General features: G+C 51.7%; 14 protein-coding genes. All 14 read left to right on the top strand.

Translation table 11 applies throughout. The annotated features are described in order from the left end of the window. The first annotated feature begins 1 nt into the window (after position 1). The 14 genes from GA520_RS01095 (at position 2) to GA520_RS01160 (ending at position 19,541) form a co-directional block, all read left to right on the top strand. The gene (locus tag GA520_RS01095; protein ID WP_163337184.1) at positions 2–745 is read left to right on the top strand and encodes a hypothetical protein; all 744 of its coding nucleotides are present in this window, start codon (positions 2–4) and stop codon (positions 743–745) included. After that, a complete protein-coding gene (tssJ, locus tag GA520_RS01100) occupies positions 742–1,272 on the top strand; it encodes a type VI secretion system lipoprotein TssJ (protein WP_163337185.1) in 531 nt (176 codons plus the stop codon). Before GA520_RS01095 ends, tssJ begins: the two co-directional genes overlap by 4 nt. Positions 1,273–1,281: 9 nt before the next feature. Then, positions 1,282–2,667 carry a type VI secretion system baseplate subunit TssK gene (tssK, locus tag GA520_RS01105; protein ID WP_163337186.1) on the top strand — a complete coding sequence of 462 codons (1,386 nt, stop codon included), beginning with the start codon at positions 1,282–1,284 and terminating at the stop codon, positions 2,665–2,667. A 2-nt stretch (positions 2,668–2,669) separates the two neighbouring features. Then, positions 2,670–3,344 (top strand): DotU family type IV/VI secretion system protein, encoded by a 675-nt coding sequence (locus GA520_RS01110; protein ID WP_163337187.1) that lies wholly within the window; start codon positions 2,670–2,672, stop codon positions 3,342–3,344. Then, positions 3,344–7,114 (top strand): type VI secretion protein IcmF/TssM N-terminal domain-containing protein, encoded by a 3,771-nt coding sequence (locus GA520_RS01115; protein ID WP_163337188.1) that lies wholly within the window; start codon positions 3,344–3,346, stop codon positions 7,112–7,114. The genes GA520_RS01110 and GA520_RS01115 overlap by 1 nt, the downstream gene beginning before the upstream one ends. A 2-nt stretch (positions 7,115–7,116) precedes the next feature. Beyond that, the gene (gene tssA, locus GA520_RS01120; protein ID WP_163337189.1) at positions 7,117–8,766 is read left to right on the top strand and encodes a type VI secretion system protein TssA; all 1,650 of its coding nucleotides are present in this window, start codon (positions 7,117–7,119) and stop codon (positions 8,764–8,766) included. A 52-nt stretch (positions 8,767–8,818) separates the two neighbouring features. Next, the gene (gene tssB, locus GA520_RS01125) at positions 8,819–9,313 is read left to right on the top strand and encodes a type VI secretion system contractile sheath small subunit (RefSeq protein WP_163337190.1); all 495 of its coding nucleotides are present in this window, start codon (positions 8,819–8,821) and stop codon (positions 9,311–9,313) included. Between the two features lie 15 nt (positions 9,314–9,328). Further along, positions 9,329–10,813, top strand: a complete 1,485-nt coding sequence (gene tssC / locus GA520_RS01130; protein WP_163337191.1) for a type VI secretion system contractile sheath large subunit — start codon at positions 9,329–9,331, stop codon at positions 10,811–10,813. A 127-nt stretch (positions 10,814–10,940) separates the two neighbouring features. Then, entirely contained in the window at positions 10,941–11,432 is a 492-nt protein-coding gene (gene tssD, locus GA520_RS01135) for a type VI secretion system tube protein TssD (RefSeq protein WP_163337192.1), read from the top strand. A 19-nt stretch (positions 11,433–11,451) separates the two neighbouring features. Beyond that, complete coding sequence (gene tssE, locus GA520_RS01140; protein ID WP_163337193.1) at positions 11,452–11,862, top strand: type VI secretion system baseplate subunit TssE; 411 nt, start codon at positions 11,452–11,454, stop codon at positions 11,860–11,862. Between the two features lie 6 nt (positions 11,863–11,868). Next, positions 11,869–13,602, top strand: a complete 1,734-nt coding sequence (gene tssF, locus GA520_RS01145; protein ID WP_163337194.1) for a type VI secretion system baseplate subunit TssF — start codon at positions 11,869–11,871, stop codon at positions 13,600–13,602. Next, the gene (gene tssG, locus GA520_RS01150; protein WP_163337195.1) at positions 13,566–14,591 is read left to right on the top strand and encodes a type VI secretion system baseplate subunit TssG; all 1,026 of its coding nucleotides are present in this window, start codon (positions 13,566–13,568) and stop codon (positions 14,589–14,591) included. Before tssF ends, tssG begins: the two co-directional genes overlap by 37 nt. 91 nt (positions 14,592–14,682) lie before the next feature. After that, positions 14,683–17,322, top strand: coding sequence for a type VI secretion system ATPase TssH (gene tssH, locus GA520_RS01155; RefSeq protein ID WP_163337196.1), 2,640 nt, complete (start codon positions 14,683–14,685; stop codon positions 17,320–17,322). Then, a complete protein-coding gene (locus GA520_RS01160) occupies positions 17,322–19,541 on the top strand; it encodes a type VI secretion system Vgr family protein (RefSeq protein ID WP_163337197.1) in 2,220 nt (739 codons plus the stop codon). Before tssH ends, GA520_RS01160 begins: the two co-directional genes overlap by 1 nt. Positions 19,542–19,548 lie beyond the last annotated feature (7 nt).

The raw sequence follows: 19,548 nt of genomic DNA on the forward strand, positions 1-19,548 counted from the left end.
AATGGTTGATTCGCTGCACAGCCTGAGAGACGAGCTCCGAAAAATTGTCGGTGAAGCGGAAGGTGACGGTAGCGAAGTGGTTGAGAAGTATCTCGAAAAGAGGCTGGGCTCAATGTCGTCGCAGGAGAAAATAAGCTGTCTCGACGAGTTATCGAGCATTATTGATGACCGGTCGTCTGCAGTCACTCCTGGTGCAGTTCAGCATTCGGGGGGAGAACTTACCCGCTTTACCCGCTTGATCCTTGGTGATAGTGCGACCTCCAAAAGCCTTGATGAGCAACTGCTGGAAGAGAGGCTCTCTAACGCGCTTACCGATATTTTCAACGGTATCAACCGGTTGTTGCGTGCCATAGACAGTACGTTGGGTCGGGAAATTCCTCTTGACAGGACAATCCGGTCCATGGTGGGAGGGCAACTTGACGATGAAACGCAACGACCTTTGAGTGAGGTTATCGACCGTGTGAGGCACGCTTTTCTCCTGTCTTATGAATCGGGCAAGGAGTCGCATGCTGCGGTGATGGAAAAGGTATTATCTGAACTTGCGCCGGACAGGATTCTTGAAGATTGTGCCGGAAGTCTGAAGATAGGACCGCTCAGGAAGGCGGACGCATTTGAAAGATACAGCCAGGTCTATGCATCCCTGAAGGAGTGGCATACTTCAGGAAGAGGGATTGCCGAATATCTTGAACGTTTTGAAGGTGTTTGCAACAGGGCAACACGTCAACATGAGGAGGGGAAATCTTGAGAAGGAATATTTTTTATCTGCTGCTGGTTATCTGTTTCCTGGTATTGCTGTCATCCTGTGCTTCCAAGAAAGCTCCTCCCCCGAAACCCCAGTGGCTGTATCAGAAAGATGCAATAACCCTCCGATTCAAGGCGGACAGTGTTCTTAACATGAGTGAGGGGTCGCCCCACACTCTGATGGTTTGCGTATATCAGTTGTCGAATGACAATATGATGAGCCAACTGGCTTCGAACGAGGATGGTATATATCAGCTTCTGGACTGTGAACATTACGATTCCAGTGTCCGCAACGCAAAGCGTCTGATCATCCATCCCGAGCAGGATCTGACCTTTATCATGGATCGGCTTGCCGGTACGCAGAAAATTGCTTTTGTCGCCGGATACGCAAAGCTGGACAAGATGAGGATGGTGCGGGTTGTCGATATCCCGGTGCTGGTATCCAAGGATAATAAGTCTGCGGTGGCCACCGAGATGAAGGCGATCGTCAATCTCGGTTCCGAGCAAATTGCTGCTATTCAGAAATATTAGGGGGCAATCATGGAAAAACCCCTTTTCTGGCATCAGGGGCTGTTTTTACAACCGCAGCATCTCCAGTTGCAAGACCGTTATGTGCAGTCGCTTGCGGCATCATCCTCCTCTTATCTCCAGCCTCACTACTGGGGCGTTGCTTCCATGAGACTGCATGAAGGGTCACTCGGTAACCTGTCGCTTTCCATCCAGCAGGGGGAGTTCCTGTTCGCGGACGGGACGGTCGCAACATTTCCGGGGAATAGCCTGCTTGACTCCCGTGCCTTTAACGAAGGGGTTTTTGAGGGAGGGAAGCCGCTGGGGGCTTACATCGGTTTACGCAAGTGGAATCCCGCCGGGGAGAACGTCACTGTCCTGCCCGACCTGGAAAGTTTGGGTGAGGTGACAACTCGCTATGTCACCTCGACCGAATCGGATGAAATTGTCGATCTGCATCAAGGGGGGGCGGAAGCACAGGTACGGTCGATGTATTTCGCCCTCAAACTATTTTGGGAAAGTGAGGTGGAACAGCTTGGTGATTTTGAGCTGGTACCGGTCGTTCTCTTGACCCGAAGTGGTGAAGAGGTGGTGCGGGCGAATCGTTTCTTCCCTCCTTGTGTCAACATCGCCGCCATCGATTCACTGCATAAGCTGGTGGTTGAAATCCGGGATCAGCTGACGGCGCGGACCCATCAACTCGAAGCCTATAAACGTTCACGAGGTATTCATACGGCTGATTTCGGTGCCAGGGATACGGTTTACCTGCTTGCCTTACGCTCACTCAATAGATACGTGCCGCTGCTTTTTCATCTTACCGAAAGCCCAATGGTTCACCCCTGGGCGGTATATGGCGTCCTGCGCCAGATTGTCGGGGAATTGTCGTCGTTTTCGGAAGGGATCAACGTGCTTGGTGAGCTGGAAGACGGGACGAAACTTGTGCCGGTCTACAACCATCGTAAACTGTCAGACTGCTTCTATTCAGTCCAGAAGACCCTGATACGACTGCTTGACGAGATTACAGCGGGTCCGGAGTATGTCTTTGAGCTGATCTATGACGGGACGTATTATACGACGGACCTGCACCCTTCTGTTTTTGAGGGACAAAACCGATTCTACCTGGTACTGCAGGCGGCCGACGAGGATGTGGCGCAATTGCAGGGCTTCACCGGTATGGCCAAAATGGGTGCCAGGGAGTCGCTGCCGATCCTTATTGCCCGCGCACTTCCCGGGGTGAAAACCGTCCATCTGGAAAACCCGCCGCAGGAACTTCCCCGAAAGACCGGGGCGGTGTATTACCAGATCGATCTCTCCGGCAACCTCTGGCAGCAGGTGCAAAGCGGCAGAAACCTGGCAATTTTCTGGGACAGTGCACCGGCGGACCTGAAAGCAGAGCTGATGATTGCAGGTAGGAGGTAGTCATGGTGTTGATCGACTGTTTTGTAGAACTCATTGGTTATGTCAGTTACTTCCGGCAACTCCCGCCCGGTGAACAGCCGGGTTTTGAGAGAGTACAGAGAGATCTGGCAGAGTTGATCGCCCAAAGCCAGGAGTTGTGCAGGGTGAACCGGTTGTCCACCACCGATTTCGATCTGGCACAGTTTGCTGTATTTGCCTGGATCGACGAGACCATGCTCGGTTCGGGTTGGCCAGACAGACAGCGTTGGCAAGGGGAACAGCTGCAGCGGGTGCATTACCAGACAGTGGATGCAGGGGTGCAGTTTTTTGACAAATTAAATGAATTGCAGCCGCAGCAGCTCCAGGTACGGGAGGTCTATTATATCTGCCTGGCTTTGGGGTTTTCGGGAAGATACTGCAACCCGGGTGATGAATTCCTGCTTGGGCAATTGAAGAGTTCAAACCTGAAATTACTGGGCGTAGGATCGGTAGATCCTGATGAATATCTTTCGTCCAGATTGTTTCCTGATGGGTACAGTGATGGGGAAACCGGGGGGACAACACATCAAGGGGGCAGGTTTACCGCTCTTTCTGTAGTGGGGGCAACCGTGCCGCTTCTGCTTTTTGGACTGCTATTTTACATTTACCGATTTGTGTTGAGTAACGTCGGTGAGAATCTACTTAAATCGATACACTGATGAAAAATTTTTTCATTTCATTGCTGAAGTTTTTTTTCTGGACCATGCTGATCCTGGTTATCGGCCTTGGCACCTTTGGTCTGGTGATATGGCTGAAGCATCCATGGTGGATCGGTTGTTTTTTTATCCTCGGATATTTCGGCCTGTTCTGTATCTGGTTGCTGGTAAGGAAGGTCCTGTTGCGACGGCGGGAGAAAAATTTTGTTAACGATGTTATCGCCCAGGATAGGGCTGTTCAGGGTTCCACCGGTGATTCCGTAGCCGCTCACGACCTGCAGAACCGTTGGAAGCAGGCCATTGACACTCTCCAGAAATCAAAACTCGGGAGATCGGGTAACCCACTCTATGCCCTGCCGTGGTACATGGTTATCGGCGAGAGTCATTCCGGTAAAACAACAGCTATAAGGAACGCCGGTCTGGCTGCCCCGTTTGCCGAAACCCGAAGTGTCTCAGGCATTGGGGGGACCAGGAACTGTGATTGGTGGTTTTTTGAGCAGGCCGTTATCCTGGATACGGCAGGTAGGTATGCTATTCCCCTTGATGAGGGGCGTGACAGGCAGGAATGGCAGAAATTCCTGTCGCTGCTGGTGAAATATCGAAAACGGGAAGCCCTTAATGGACTGGTGGTAACTGTCGCCGCCGATAAACTGCTCAGGTCCGACCCCCAGAGTATTGCCGATGATGGGCAGCAGATACGCCAGAGGGTAGATGAGTTAATGCGGGTACTCGGCATGAAGATCCCCGTGTATGTACTGGTGACAAAATGCGACCTCATCCAGGGGATGACCAGCTTCTGTGAAAGGTTGCCTGAAAAGTCACTGCAGCAGGTTATGGGCTTTATGAACCGGGATCTTTCCGGTGATGTGACCGGGCTTCTCAGTCAACTCGGCAGTTCTCTCCAGAAAAAACTACGTGATCTTCGTCTCCTGCTGTTTTCAGCCGAAGGCGTCGGACCTGCAGGTGGCGATCCCGGAGCCGAATTGCTGTTGTTCCCCAATGAATTCGGCGTAATAGATGGTAATCTTCACCAGTTTGTTGAAAGTGCGTTTTCAGAAAATCCCTATCAGGAGACACCTCTCCTGCGTGGAATTTATTTCAGCAGCGGCAAGCAGGAAGGAAACCCGTATTCCAGCTTCCTGGGCGCTCTCGGACTGGTAAAGACTCAGGACGTACCGCCACCCGTTGAGCGGAGCTTTTTCATCTACGATCTCTTTGCCGATGTCATGGCAAGGGACAGGAACCTTTATAGTCCAACGACCAAGGCCTTAAGCTGGCACAGGTTGACTCGAAACATCGGTCTTGTGGCGTGGGCGGCTATCGTCCTCTCGATTTGCGGGTTGCTCAGTTTTTCTTTTGTAAAGAACCTGACTACGCTCCGCACTGTAGCAGATGAGTTTGCCGATCCTGTGACGCTGCAGGGGGAAATCGTAACCGATACCGCCATTATGGAGCGGTTTCAGAATGGGGTTGCGATCATTGAAGATGTAAACAGCACGTGGTGGTTCCCACACCTCGGCCTTAATGAAAGTGAAGAGGTTGAAGCACGGATAAAAGAGAAATACTGCAGGCGTTACCGTAGCGAGTTTGCAATACCTTTTGATAAACAGCTTCAGCGGAATACCGTTTCGATTACACCGACATCACCCGATGAACGGATCGGCGATCTGGTCGGGCATCTTACCTACAGGATCAACCTGCTTCAGAAACGTCTGGCGGGGGAGAGTCTGGATGATCTCGTGTCACAGAACCAGCCTTCGTTTGCGTCCCTTATTTCTGCTGCAGATTCTGAGCTTGTGGCGCAACTGAGCAGCAGAGTTTCAACCCAGTACCTGCACTATCTCACCTGGCAGGCCGATGAGGGGGAACTGGGAGCAGAGCTGCAGGAGCTGCAAAAGCTCCTGCACCATGTATTGAGTCAGCCGGACAGCAGTTTGAACTGGCTGGTCAGCTGGGCCAATGAAAACAGTGGCAGCGACCAGCTCACGTTAGCTCACTTTTGGGGGCCCTCCCTTACACGCAAGGGGGATATTGCTGTTCTTCCTGCCTTTACCCGTGATGGTAAGGGGATAATTGATCATTTTATAAAGGCAATCGAGAAGGCATTACCGGACAAGCTTCTGTTGACAGCCAATAAGGCCAGGTTTGCAAGCTGGTATAACCGGGCGTATAAACAGATTTGGTATGATTTTGCCCGAAAATTCCCTCAGGCCGAGCAGGATTTGGAGGACAAGCTGGCCTGGCAGCAGGCCGCCTCTGCCATGGCGCTTGATACCGGTCCTTATTTCAACCTTCTTTCCCGTATGGAGAAGGAGCTTAAAATTCTTGATGAAAAAGATGAAGAGTGGATTCATCTGCTTCATCTGATTGGCCTCAGCCGTCTTGAAGCAGAGGGAGAGAAGGCGATCAGGGAAAATAAATCAGTCATAGCCAAGGTCGCCAAAAAGGGCAAGAAGGCTTTAAGCAAGATCGAGAAGGGAATCGGTACCGAGACCACCGGGAAATTGCTGGAAACTGGTCTCGCGAGCGGTGTTTTCTTTAATAACTATAGGGATGCCCTCTCCGAACTGGTTCTTGCTACCTCGTCAAGGGACGTATCGTTCTCCCTGGCATCGGAGGTTTTTACCAGCGATCCTGCGGTTTCCGATACGCCGATGTACAAGGCGCAGCGAAGCCTGATTAAACTGCGGAACGAACTCAGTGAACCGGCTGCCGCAAAAGAGACCATGGTCATCTGGCGGCTGGTGGCCGGGCCGCTGACGTTCCTGCGTGATTATTCCTATCTGGAAGCGTCCTGTAAACTTAATACCTTGTGGGAGGAAGAGGTGCTCGTTGAGGTGCAGGATGTGAAAGACAAAACCAAGCTCAACGACCAGTTTTTTGAAAAGAACGGCCTGGCCATCGAGTTTGTGAATACCAGTGCCAAACCGTTTTTAAGAAGGAATCTTGAGCAGGGGTTTTATCCAAACAAGGCCCTTGGCAGGATGGTCCCTTTCAGGCAGGAGTTCCTTACATTTATGACGGATGGGATCCGGTTGGCGAAATATAAACCGGATTTACGTATCAGTGAGGAAATGCCGCTGGCCATGAAAAAGAAAAACGAGCGGGCATCTGCCATTCCTCCCGAACCTGTCCTGAAGAGCAGTTACGCTGTGGTAGTGCAGGCAAGTCCTACTGGTGTCAACAAAGGGGCTAAGATGATTCCGCATGCTGTTTCGCTTGAGATGGTATGCGGCGCGGAGGTGACTCGGCTGATGAACCTCCAGTATCCGGTGAGACAGAAGTTTGTCTGGAAACCAGAAGAATGCCGGGAGCTTTCACTGAAGATAGAGCTTGGCAGCCTGATGCTGGAAAAGAGGTGGGAGGATAATCATTCATTTGCCAGGTTTCTCCAGGATTACCGAAATGGTTCCGTGACCTATACACCGCTTGATTTTCCGGATAAGCAAAAATACCTCAAACGACTCAATGTCCGGACAATTACGGTGAAATTCAGGGCTACGAAGGGCGGCAGGCCCTTGTTGGCCTTTATGGAACAGCTGGAGGCGAGGAAAAAGGCCCTGGGGCTGGATGAGGAGGGCAGGCAGAAGGAACCCAATGTGGCTGAGATCCTGATGTCGCTTGAGGATAAGCGGAAGGCAGAGGAGTTGGAAAATGAGGCGATGAAAAAGGCGTGGAAGGCAAAGCAACTTGCCAGGGCTGCTGAGATTAAAAGACAGTGGGAGGCCCGTCTCCCAAATGTCCCCCGGGACATCACCGTTTGCTGGGATTGATAATGGATACGCAATATCCTGAATTGCAACCAATCAACGAAGATAAACCGGCAGGGATTGATGTGCGGTATGAGCCGGAGTTTGAGCAATTGCAGGCCGAGATCGATAAGATGTCGCTCCCGTCGGCGACAACGGGGGTGGACTGGCATCTGGTAAGACAGCTTTCCTCAGATATCCTGAGTACCAGGAGTAAAGACCTGCTGGTCGCGGCCTATTTTACCATTGCCGGTATCCATGTGAACAGGATTAAAGGGTTTGCCGACGGTTTACAGGTTTTCGACGGTTTGCTCGCAGAGTACTGGGATACTCTCTATCCGGCAAAAAAGAGGATGCGGGGCAGGGTGGCGGCAGTGGTGTGGCTGCTTGAAAAAAGTGAAGCTGCTTTTGAGGCCTTTGAGCCGGAACCTTGTGAGCCCGATTTTCTCTTGTCCCTGCGTGAGTCGGTCAGCAGTATCGACGGCAGGTTACAGGAGTATCTCGACGAGGCACCGCTTTTAAGGCCTTTGGAACGTGTCGTCGAGAACCTGCCGGTAAAGGAAATTTTTGAAAAGGAGATGCCGGTAGGGCAAGAGCAGCAAACAGATGAGCCCGCTCTGGAAAATAAGGCGGCTTTGCAGGTGCAAAAAAACGAGAATCCCCCACCTGCGGTCCCCGAAGTTGCAGAAGAACCGGAAAAAAAGGCTGAACAAACGGTTCGTGTTGCCCCGGCTGCTGCTGTAGAGACAACAGACAGGATGTCGGCTGCTGAGGTGGAGAAACTGTTGCGGGGAGCATTTCAGACAGTGCGGCAGGCGGCAGATTTTTATTTTGATAAAGATCCTGCCAACCCGAGAGGGTACCGATGCCGGAGGGTGGCAGGCTGGTCTATGATTCAGGTGTTGCCCCCTGCAGAGGAATATCGGACTCAGATACCGCCACCGGGAGAGTTTGAGCAGGTGAAACTGTACCTCTATGAGCTCAGGAGCCTGGAAAAGTGGACAGAACTTCTTCGGGAAGCGGAACAAAAATTCAAGGGCGCATTGCTCTGGCTCGACCTGAACAGGTTTGCCGCTGAAAGCCTGGCTGGATTAGGGCTGCAGTTCGGAGAGGCACATGATGCAGTCTGCCAGGAAACAGCAAGTCTACTGAACCGCCTGCCGGGGCTTGCTAAGTTGACGTTTGCTGATGGTTCACCCATGGCCGATGCGGATACAAAACAGTGGCTGGAGGGGTTGAGTGGGGCACAGAGTACAACCATGGCAATGCCGGCAATGCAGACGATGACTCATGGTGGTGCCATGATGGCAGAACTCTTTGAAAAGTCCCAGAACCTGGCTGCAGCAAAAAAGCTTCCGGAGGCTATTGCACTTTTAACAAAAGAATTGCAAAGCAACAGTGGAGGTCGTGACCGGCTGCTCTGGAGGATCGGTCTTGCTCGTTTGCTGATGAACAACAGGCAAATGAGGTATGCCCTGCCGCATCTGGAACAGATAATGGATGAAGTAAGGGAGTTTCGACTTGAAGAGTGGGACCCGGCTCTCGCCATCCAGGCATTAAGGGTGGTCTGGGCTGGATTTAAAAATGAGAAGTCGGCGCGGGAGAGGGCGGATGGTGTCCTGGCCCGGATTGCCCGGATTGATCCGGTTGAAGCGATGAATCTTGAAAGAAAATGAAACAGGTCTATAGAGCCTGCGGGAAAGGCAGATCAACATAAAGGAGGGAGGTATGGCAAAAGAAATAACCGTAGCACCACGGGAAAGGGTCAACATAGTCTATCGTCCGGCTACCGGCGATGCCCAGGAAGAAATTGAGCTTCCGCTGAAACTCCTGGTGATTGGTGATTTTACCGGTAAGAAGGATGACCGGATGCTCGAAGACAGGGAGCCGATCAACATCGATAAGGACAATTTCAGCGATGTGATGGAGGGCCAGGGACTCGATGTTACCGTGACGGTACCAAATAAATTGTCCGAGGATCCCGAAGACGAGATGGGGGTGAACCTCAAGTTCCAATCCCTCAAGGATTTCGGGCCGGAGTCTCTTGCCGAGCAGACGCCAGAGCTGAAAAAACTCCTTGAACTGCGTAAGGCACTTGGCTCCTTGAAAGGGCCGCTATCCAATATCCCTGAGTTCAGGAAGAAAATTCAGGAACTGGTCAAGGATGATGAGGCTCGGGAGAAGTTGCTCAAAGAAATCGGTGTGGGCGAGAAAAAAGGTTAGGAAAGGGGTATTTTTATGGCTGAAGAACAAAAAGCAACAGTTGAGGCGACAACTGAGAAAACCGAGGAGCTGTCCATACTCGATGAGGTGGTGAATGCCACTAAACTCAAACCGGCTGACGAAGCGTACGACCTGACCAAGAGAGGTCTGGAAGCTTTGATAGCACAGTTGATCGAGCCGGGTAGGGAGATGCCCAAAATCTCCAAGGTCGTGGTCGATGAGATGATTGCTGAAATCGACAAAAAGTTGAGTCTGCAACTAGACGCAATCCTGCATCATCCCGAGGTCCAGAAACTTGAATCTGCCTGGCGCTCAATGAAATACCTGGTGGATAACACCGATTTTCGTGAGAACATCAAACTGGAGATTCTCAACGTCAGCAAGGAAGACCTGCTTGAAGATTTTGAGGATGCGCCGGAAATTGTCAAGTCCGGTTTGTACAAAACGGCCTATACGGCTGAGTACGGACAATTCGGCGGCCAGCCCTATGCGGCTATTGTTGGTAATTATAATTTCGGACCAGGACCACAGGATATCAAACTTCTCCAGGACCTGGCAAGTGTGGGTGCAATGTCTCATGCGCCGTTTCTAGCCGCAGCCGGGGAGGAAATGTTCGGGGTGGAGGATTTCAGCGAGGTGCCGAACCTGAAAGACCTGAAATCTATTTTTGAGGGGCCGCAGTACACCAAGTGGCAGTCGTTTCGTGAGAGTGAGGACGCACGTTATGTCGGCCTGACTGCACCTCGTTTCCTGCTGCGGCTTCCTTACGGCCCGGACACCCAGCCGGTGAAATCGTTTAATTACGAAGAGAACGTCTCGGCAGATCACAACGATTATCTCTGGGGTAATTCAGCCTTCCCGTTTGCAGCCCGCTTGACCGACAGTTTTGCCAAGTACCGGTGGTGCGCCAATATCATCGGTCCACAGGGTGGTGGCACTGTGGAAGACCTGCCCCTGCATCAATACGAGGCGATGGGGGCCATTCAGACCAAGATTCCTACTGAGGTCCTCATTTCAGAAAGAAGGGAATATGAGCTGGCCGAAGAGGGCTTTATCGGTCTGACTATGAGAAAGGGCAGCGACAACGCCGCATTCTTCTCTGCCAATTCCGTGCAGAAACCAAAATTTTTCGGGATCAGCAAGGAAGGCAAGGAGGCGGAGCTCAACTATAAACTCGGGCTGCAGTTGCCGTATATGTTTGTTGTGAACAGGTTGGCCCATTACCTGAAAGTAATCCAGCGGGAGAATATCGGAACCTGGAAAGAGCGGGCAGATCTCGAGAGGGAGTTGAATACCTGGATAACCCAGTATGTCGTCAATATGGATAATCCTGCACCGGAGGTCCGGAGCAGGCGGCCGCTCAGAGCGGCTGAGGTAACAGTGGAAGATGTGGAAGGTGAACCTGGCTGGTACCGGGTCGGTTTAAAAGTGCGTCCGCACTTTAAGTATATGGGAGCGTTTTTTACCCTGTCCCTGGTGGGTAAGCTGGATAAGGAATAAGTGCTGGTTCCCTTTAGTAAAATAGTTACTTCGCTCAACCTGTCGGTGCATCCACCTTTTTCAAGATGCCCTGATGTAACAGAAGATCACGAAGAGTCTTTATTTACCTATTCTGGAGGATAGAGCTATGGCAATGACAGTGCATTTAGCGTTGAAAGCAAATGGGGCAGATGTTCAGGGGGATTCCACCATAACATCCATGGAAAGGGAAAATACAATCGAGTGCCTGGCTTTTTCCGACTCGGTGAGAACGGCCCGTGAGGCTTCATCGGGAATGGCTTCCGGGGAGCGAACCTATGAGCCGATAACGATCTCCAAGCGCATCGATAAGAGTTCCCCCCTGCTGGCCAAGGCACTGTGTAATAATGAAGTTGTAGAGGGGGAATTTAAGTTTTATCGTCCGAATCCTGAGGGTGACGGTACCACGCAACACTTTTTTACAATTGAGATCCAGGAAGGACGGATTTCAGCCATCAGGCGAACAAGTCCCGATGTGATTGACCCTGCCGAAGCGACGGCACCAGCCACCGAGGAGGTCAGCTTTGTCTTTGGTTATGTCCGCTGGACCTATGAGCCAGATGGGGTTGAGCATATCGACCATTGGAGCCAGAGAACCTGATTTCTGATAACGGTGATCAATGTACGAGGAAAGGCTGCTGAAGAGAATCCTCTCATGGGAGCGTGAACCGCAGCGCAGAACCCGGGAGGATTCGGGCAGGGTTATGGATTCTGTCCGCGAACATCTTCAAAAAATACTGAACACCAAACAGGGGAATGTACCTATCGGGGAAGATTACGGATTGCCGGACTTTTTTGAGTTGTTCCGTGATTATCCCGACTCCTTGAGAGATTACGAACGTTCTATCCGGCAGACTATCCAGACATATGAACCGAGGTTGAAATCGGTCAGGGTGAAGCTTGTCCCCAATGAGGAAGATCCTATGACTTTGCGATTTCAGGTTTCCGCCCGCCTGGTAACGCGGGAACAGAGACTGCCGGTGGTGCTCGAAAGCACCGTGGACCAGGACGGCAAGGTACTTATTTCATGACAAATAATGTTCAATAAATACTTCCAGCAGGAGCTGTCTTATTTAAAGGAGCTGGGGGCGGAGTACGCAGAGGCGCACCCGGCCCTGGCGCCGATGTTGAGCGGGCCGTCTTCCGATCCTGATGTGGAAAGGTTGCTGGAAGGGGTTGCTTTTCTTACCGGCCAGATTCGTGAGAAGCTCGATGATGAATTCCCTGAGATTATCCATGAGTTGATACAGCTTGTCTGGCCTCATTATCTGCGGCCTGTACCCTCCTGCTCAATTATAACCTTTAGGCCGAAACCTGCCTTGAAGCAATCGTTGCTGGTCAAGGCGGGTGTCCAGGTGGCCTCTTTGCCTGTCGAGGGGACTGTCTGTTTGTTTAAGACCTGTTTCGAAACGGAGATACACCCGCTTGAGCTGACAGGCGCGGAATATATCGAACCGTCCGGGAAGCCTTCGGCAATCCGGACAACCTTTCAGTTAAAAGGAATGAACCTTGCCAACTGGCGACCCGGGAAGCTGCGTTTTCATCTTGCTGGGAATTATGGTGAGGCGGCGGGAAACAACCTGCTCTTTCGGCGAGATGTCAAAAGCATAGTGATACGGACCGCTGACGGTCGTGTTCTCAAGGTTTTGGGGCCTGAGGCAATCAGGCCTGTGGGTTTTGCTGAAGGTGAGGGGGTTATTCCTTATCCGTCGCATTCTTTCCAGCCGTACAGGATTCTGCAGGAGTACTTTATTTTTCCCCAGAAATTCCTCTTTTTCGATCTGGAAGGACTGGGAGATATACACTATGCCGGAGATGCAAGCGCATTTGAGATCCTGTTTGAACTCAAGAAGCAACCTCAGGCACGACCAAGGATCAGGACGGAGAGTCTTCGGCTGTTTGCCACCCCTGTCATCAACCTGTTCCCGTTTGAGGCCGATCCGATACGGGCGGATCATAAGCAAAGTGAATATCTCGTTCGACCCGCATCGTCCAATACGCGTCATTACCAGGTGTATAGTGTAGAGGATGTTGTAGGCCATGTCCAGGGGACGGCACAGGAGAGAAAATATAGCCATTTTAATTGCTTCAATCATGATGGCAAGAACAGTCTGGTGTACCAGTTGTCTTTAAAGAAATCGCCGGTGCGGCCGGGGGCAGACAGCTATCTGCAGGTCTCCTATCCCCGGGACGGGGGATTGCCGGTTACAGAAATACTGTCGCTCAAACTGGTCTGTACCAACGGTGATCTTCCGGAAAACCTGCGGGTAGGTGATATCTCCCAGGCGACCAGCAGTTCCCCGGAGTTTGCTGAGTTTAGCAATATCATGCAGCCGACTTTTGGGGTCTATCCACCGTTCGGCAGGAATCTGCTGTGGCGGCTGTTAGCGCATCTAAACCTGAATTACGTGTCGCTGAGCAGTGCCGACAACTTAAAAGCGTTGCTGGATATTTATCTCTTTCCGGAAACCAGGGACCGGACAGGATTGCTGGCGAACAAGAAACGAATAGATGGTATTGAGCAGGTGACAGCCAAGCCGGCCAACAGGTTGGTGTCTGCCCTGATCCTTCGCGGCCAGGATATTTCGGTGAAGGCAAGATCCGATCATTTTGCAGGGGAAGGCGATTTCTACCTGTTTGGCTGTGTGCTGGATGAATTTTTCGGTCTGTATTCATCACTGAATGCGTACAGCAGGTTTACGCTTTACGATTCTTTTAGAGGAGAGACATATCAATGGCCGGCCAGGACGGGCGAACACCCGCTTATTTAAAGCAGGACCTGTTGAAAAATGGGGCCGGTTACTCCTTTTTTCAGGTTGTTCGGCTTCTCGGTTGTCTGGATAATCGGGCACGGGCTGAGCTGGATGTGTCCGAGCAAACCAGGAATGTCCGTATCCGGCCGCATCTCTCATTAGCCTTCCCACAGGCGGATGTGAAGGAGGTATCTGAAAAGGAGGAATCTGGGGATTCTACCTATGAGGTGATCGCAAACTTTCTCGGCTTATACGGACCATCCTCTCCACTGCCCACCTTTTATACAGAGGATCTTCTTGATGAGGCCAGTGAGGATGGGTCAGCGGTCCGGGAGTTTGTCGACTCACTGAATCACCGGCTTTACCTGCTTTTTTTTGAGTGTCTCCAGAAATACAGGCCGTTTTACCATCTTATGGAAAATGGCCGGGGTCCCTATAAGGAGCGGCTATTCTGTCTCGGTGGTTTTGGGGACGAGAAACATGTCCGGGATATTCCGGCAGCCGATGAACTCCTGCGCTATCTCGGGTTGTTCTCACAGCGGCCGCGCTCTGCTTCCGGGCTGAAAACTTTGCTGGGAGATGGTCTTGGCTATCCTGTTGATATTGTATCCTGTGTCCGAAGGAAGGCGCGAATACCAGAAGACCAGCTGCTACGTCTCGGTATTTCAGGTGGTGTTCTCGGTGAGGACTGCGTACTCGGGAAGGAACTTGATGACAGGATGGGACGGTTTCGTATCGAGGTCGGTCCCCTGAGTGCCAAGCAGTACAGGGATTTTTTTCCTGGAAGTGTTTCCTACAACAGGCTGGTGCTCCTCACCGAACTTTACCTGCAGGATCCCCTGGAGTTTGAGGTCCGGGTCTCCATGCAGGAACAGCAGGCCCGTACTGTATGTCTGGGTGGTCCACGCTGGTCAAGCCTGGGGGTCGATACCTGGCTCTATTCCGGGGAGGAGATAGGTGTTACCAGCACGACGTTTTATCCACAGTCGAGAGGAGGAGTACAGTAAGGGGTCTGTAACCTCCTATAGATAGGGAAACATTACCATTGTACGATTTGCGAGTTTTGATTGACATCATTCGTCATGAAGGAGAATTGTTATGGTTTCCGTCGATATCAAGTCATTGCTGTCCCGTTTGAATCCGTTCTGTACCCGTTGTCTGGAAGCTGCAGTTGGGCTCTGTGTCGCACGCACACATTATGAAGTAACCATCGAACATACGCTGGCAAAATTGCTTGAGGAGCCGCAGGCGGATATTCCCATGATCCTGAGGCGGTTTGAGATCGAGCCGGCACGTCTTGTCCAATCCCTCGATTATACCATGGAAGAATTTCAGACAGGAAATGCATCGAAACCGGTGTTTTCTCCAATGCTTTTGGAGTTACTGCAGGAGGCGTGGCTTATCGGCTCAGTGGATCTTGAGGAAGGAAGGATTCGTTCGGGTATTATTGCCTTGACCCTCTTGAAAAGCCCGGGTCGCTATGCGACTGGCGCCTACCTTGACCATCTCCAGGTTGTGAATCGCGACGACCTGCAGGAAGAATTCTGGCAGATTGTGAAAGGTTCGGTGGAAACACCGGAGCCGGGTGAGAAAATGACTGCGGGCGACGGTGCTCCGACAGGTACGACGGCCCTCGAAAAATATTGTATTGACTTTACGGCCAAGGCGGCTGAGGGGGATATCGATCCGGTTTTTGGAAGAGATAAGGAAATCCGCCAGATGATAGATATTCTTGCCCGGCGGAGGAAGAATAACCCGATTGCAGTAGGCGAGGCGGGGGTTGGTAAGACGGCAGTCGTCGAAGGGCTGGCACTCCGAATCACCGAGGGCGATGTTCCGGAACTGCTGCGGGACGTGACCCTGCTCGGGCTTGATATGGGATTACTCCAGGCCGGTGCAGGAATGAAAGGTGAATTCGAGAACAGGCTTAAGTCGGTTATTAATGAGATAAAGAGCTCTGTCCAGCCGATTATACTTTTTATTGATGAAGCACATACCTTGATTGGTGCAGGTGGAACAGCCGGTGGCAGCGATGCAGCCAACCTGCTGAAACCTGCCCTGGCACGAGGGGAGCTGCGGACCGTGGCGGCTACCACCTGGTCGGAATATAAAAAATATTTCGAGAAGGATCCTGCGCTGGCCAGGAGATTCCAGCTGGTCAAACTCGATGAACCAAGCCGGGAGACGGCGGCGCTGATCCTGCGCGGCCTCAAAACCAAGTATGAACAGGCCCATGGGGTGATTGTGCGCGATGACGCGGTGTTGGCCGCTGCAGAGCTCTCCAGTCGCTATATCTCCGGCAGGCAATTGCCGGATAAGGCCGTGGATCTGCTCGATACCAGTGCGGCCCGGGTAAAGATACTGCTGACCGCCAAACCGGATGTGATCGAGGACCGGGAGCGTTCCATGCAGGCGCTGACACGCGAGCGTGATGCCATGGAGAGGGACAGAAAACATGGTATTGAGGTGGATACGGACCGGCTTGAGGAAATTGCTGAGGAACTGGGCTCGCTCGAGAAAGAGGTCGCTCGGTTATCTGACAGGTGGCGAAAGGAACAGGCGCTTGGCAATAGAATCATTGCACTCAGACAGCAGCTCTTTGGTGAAATCGAGTCGGATGAGACAGGGGCAACGTCAGACCCGGCTGAGTTGAAAAAAGAGCTGGAACAGGCACAGCAGGAGTTGGAAGAGGTCCAGGGAGATTCCATGCTGGTCCGAATAGAGGTAGATCCCGATGTGGTGGCGAAAGTGGTTTCGGACTGGACGGGCATACCGCTTGGGCGTGTCATGCGCGATCAAGCCTCCGGCGTGCTGAGCCTGGACGAGAAGCTTGGAGATCGTATAAAAGGGCAGGCTCCCGCGCTTCGATCAATTACAGAGGTTATCAAGGCGGCCAAGGCAGGGCTTAAGGACCCCGGACAGCCACTGGGCATTTTTCTGTTGGTAGGGCCAAGTGGCGTGGGTAAGACGGAAACGGCCTTAGCCCTCGCAGACACCATGTTCGGAGGAGAACAATTTGTGACCTCCATCAATATGAGTGAATTCCAGGAGCAGCATACCCTGAGCCGGCTTATTGGTTCACCTCCCGGTTACGTGGGGTATGGGGAGGGCGGGGTGCTGACTGAGGCTGTGCGTCAGCGACCCTATTCGGTGGTGCTCCTTGACGAGGTGGAGAAAGCCAATCTGGAGGTTATGAACCTCTTTTACCAGGTGTTTGACAAGGGCGTGCTTTCTGATGGTGAGGGGCGTGCCATCGATTTCAAGAATACGGTGATTTTTCTCACTTCCAATCTTGCTACTGATGTTATTACCGAAATGACCACGGGGGACGACCCTGTCCCTTATGATGTGTTGCTGGAGGCTGTCAGGCCAATCCTGAGTGATCATTTTAAACCTGCTCTCCTGGCTCGGATGACGGTCATCCCCTACCTGACCCTGCCAACCGACATCTTAAAAGATATCGTGGTTCTTAAACTTGATAAGCTGGCCGGGCGGATGCAGGAAACGCACAAAATTGACTTTACGTACAGCCAGGAAGTCGTGCAGCAGATCAGTGCCCGCTGCACGGAGGTTGAGACCGGTGCCCGTAATATCGACCACATCATGAACGGGACGGTGCTGCCGCAGATATCCCAGGAGATCCTCAGCAGGATGGCTGGTACTGTCCTGCCGGGTGGTTTGAATCTGGCGGTCGGAGACGATAACAGTTTTGTTATCGAGTTCACAGGAGAAGAGTGATGAGTCGCGAGGAAAGTTTCAGTTTCACATTTGTATCCAAAGCTGTACCCGAGGACACGTTCACGGTCGCTGAATTTAAGGGCAGTGAGGGGATTTCCAGGCTCTATGAATTCGAGATCATGCTCTATTCCGATGATCCGGAAATAGACCTCAAGGCGGTATTGCAAAACCAGGCTACGCTCACCATTATTCCGGAAGGTGCCGATGAGAGGAAAATCCACGGCATCCCCGCCCTGTTTGAGCAACTGCAGGAGCATGACGATTATATCTACTACCGGTTGAAGCTGGTGCCCAGGTACTGGCTGGCCGACCAGTACCATGAAAACATGCTATTTCTTGAGAAAAGTGTGCCTGACATCATTGAGGAGGTTCTTAAACAGTCGGGGTTGACCTCCCAGGATTATGAACTGAAACTGACCTCGTCCTATAAACCCTGGGAATACGTTTGCCAATACAATGAGACGGATTTTAATTTTCTCTCCCGCTGGATGGAGAGGGAGGGCATCTATTACTATTTTGACCAGAGCGGTGATGCAGAAAAACTGATTATCACCGACAGTTCCACGGCCCATCAACCCATAGAGGGTGAGCCGGTTACGTATTCCCCCCGGGGAGAGGCGACTCCTTCTGTGTATGAGCAGGTGATGGAGTTTGCCTGCCGCCAGCAGATTCTGCCCAAGAAAGTGATTCTTAAGGATTATAATTATAGAAAGCCCTCACTGGATCTCAAGGGTGAGGCCGATGTAGATACCGAGGGCCGTGGCAATGTCTATATCTACGGCGAGCATTTCAAGACCCCGGAAGAGGGAAACAGTCTGGCTAAGATACGATCAGAGGAATTGCTCTGCCGTGAGGCCGTATTTTATGGAGAGAGCACCGTCTCTCCCTTTGTCTCAGGTTATTTGTTTGAACTGGAGGAACACTATCGGGAAAGTTACAACCAGAAATATCTGTTGACAGAGATTACCCATCAGGGCGTTCAGGATGAGTTCCTGGCCATGTCGGCAGACACTTCCCGTATTACCGATCTTGAAGGCCCCGCCTATATGAATCGTTTTGGCTGCATCCTGGAAAGTGTCCAGTACCGTCCGGAGCGTAATGCCCCGAAATCGAGGATCGACGGTACATTGAATGCCAAGGTCGATGCTGCCGGTGACGGCCAGTATGCCGAAATAGACGATGAGGGACGTTATAAGGTAATCCTGCCCTTCGACCAGAGTGGTAACTGTGACGGAAAGGCCTCGCGCTGGGTGCGTATGGCTCAACCCTATGCCGGAGCAGATTATGGTATGCACTTTCCGTTGCATAAGGGGATAGAGGTATTGCTCACCTTTGTGGATGGAGACCCTGACCGACCGATTATCGCTGGTTCGGTACCGAACCCTGAGACCGGGAGCCCGGTAAAGGGAGGGAATCAAAGCCAGTCTATGATACGAACGGGCGGCGGTAACCAGATTCGGATAGAAGACAGTGAAGGGGGGCAGCAAATTCATCTCTCATCACCGACGGAAGGCTCAATAATAAGCCTGGGGGCACCGAATCGAGGCAATATTTTCATGAACACGACAGGAAATATTGTCCGGCATGTTGTAGGGCCTGAGGAAATCCAACAGCTAGGAAACACGGTTCGTCATTTTGGCGGCGAATTTACAGAGGATGTGGATGGCACCTTCAAGGTTACGTATCGATCCGATGTATTGCGTACGACAATGGGAACCACCAACGAACTGTTCATTGGTTCAAAAACATCAAAGACCGTTGCATCAACAGACGAAACGTTTGTCGGCGCAAAAAATACGGCCAATCTTGGTGCGTTTAAAGAGCTTACTGTCGGGGCCAAATATTCTGAGAACGCATCTGTAACCGTTGAATTGTTCGGTGGTGCGAAAAGTTCCAGTGTGGGAGGGATCGCCAATGATAACTTTGCCGGGCTGAAGATCTCCACAGCGGCAGGGGCATCAATTAGTAAATCGGCAGTGAAGAATCTTAGTGAAGCACCGTTGAATGAGATCAAGGGCGAAGCTGGGGTGAAAATATCCTGTGGAGGCAGTTCAATCGATCTTACCCCCGGGGGAATCACCATTAAGTCTCCCAAGATTGATATCAAAGGGGGATTGGTACGTTTGTATGGCAATATTCAAAACAAGGACGGACTGAAATCGAACAAGGATTCGTTTTTCGATAAGGCGATATATGCAAAGAACTTAACGTCGCTATGATAATTGG

Source organism: Desulfopila sp. IMCC35008 (assembly GCF_010646885.2).
GTDB lineage: Bacteria > Desulfobacterota > Desulfobulbia > Desulfobulbales > Desulfocapsaceae > Desulfopila.

Excerpts from the sequence above, each read along its gene's own strand:
- GA520_RS01095 (WP_163337184.1), top strand. The coding sequence starts at position 2 with ATGGTTGATTCGCTGCACAGCCTGAGAGACGAGCTCCGAAAAATTGTC.
- tssA (WP_163337189.1), top strand. The coding sequence starts at position 7,117 with ATGGATACGCAATATCCTGAATTGCAACCAATCAACGAAGATAAACCG.
- tssH (WP_163337196.1), top strand. The coding sequence starts at position 14,683 with ATGGTTTCCGTCGATATCAAGTCATTGCTGTCCCGTTTGAATCCGTTC.
- tssD (WP_163337192.1), top strand. The coding sequence starts at position 10,941 with ATGGCAATGACAGTGCATTTAGCGTTGAAAGCAAATGGGGCAGATGTT.
- GA520_RS01110 (WP_163337187.1), top strand. The coding sequence starts at position 2,670 with ATGGTGTTGATCGACTGTTTTGTAGAACTCATTGGTTATGTCAGTTAC.
- GA520_RS01115 (WP_163337188.1), top strand. The coding sequence starts at position 3,344 with ATGAAAAATTTTTTCATTTCATTGCTGAAGTTTTTTTTCTGGACCATG.
- tssE (WP_163337193.1), top strand. The coding sequence starts at position 11,452 with ATGTACGAGGAAAGGCTGCTGAAGAGAATCCTCTCATGGGAGCGTGAA.
- tssK (WP_163337186.1), top strand. The coding sequence starts at position 1,282 with ATGGAAAAACCCCTTTTCTGGCATCAGGGGCTGTTTTTACAACCGCAG.
- tssG (WP_163337195.1), top strand. The coding sequence starts at position 13,566 with ATGGCCGGCCAGGACGGGCGAACACCCGCTTATTTAAAGCAGGACCTG.
- tssB (WP_163337190.1), top strand. The coding sequence starts at position 8,819 with ATGGCAAAAGAAATAACCGTAGCACCACGGGAAAGGGTCAACATAGTC.
- tssC (WP_163337191.1), top strand. The coding sequence starts at position 9,329 with ATGGCTGAAGAACAAAAAGCAACAGTTGAGGCGACAACTGAGAAAACC.
- GA520_RS01160 (WP_163337197.1), top strand. The coding sequence starts at position 17,322 with ATGAGTCGCGAGGAAAGTTTCAGTTTCACATTTGTATCCAAAGCTGTA.
- tssF (WP_163337194.1), top strand. The coding sequence starts at position 11,869 with ATGTTCAATAAATACTTCCAGCAGGAGCTGTCTTATTTAAAGGAGCTG.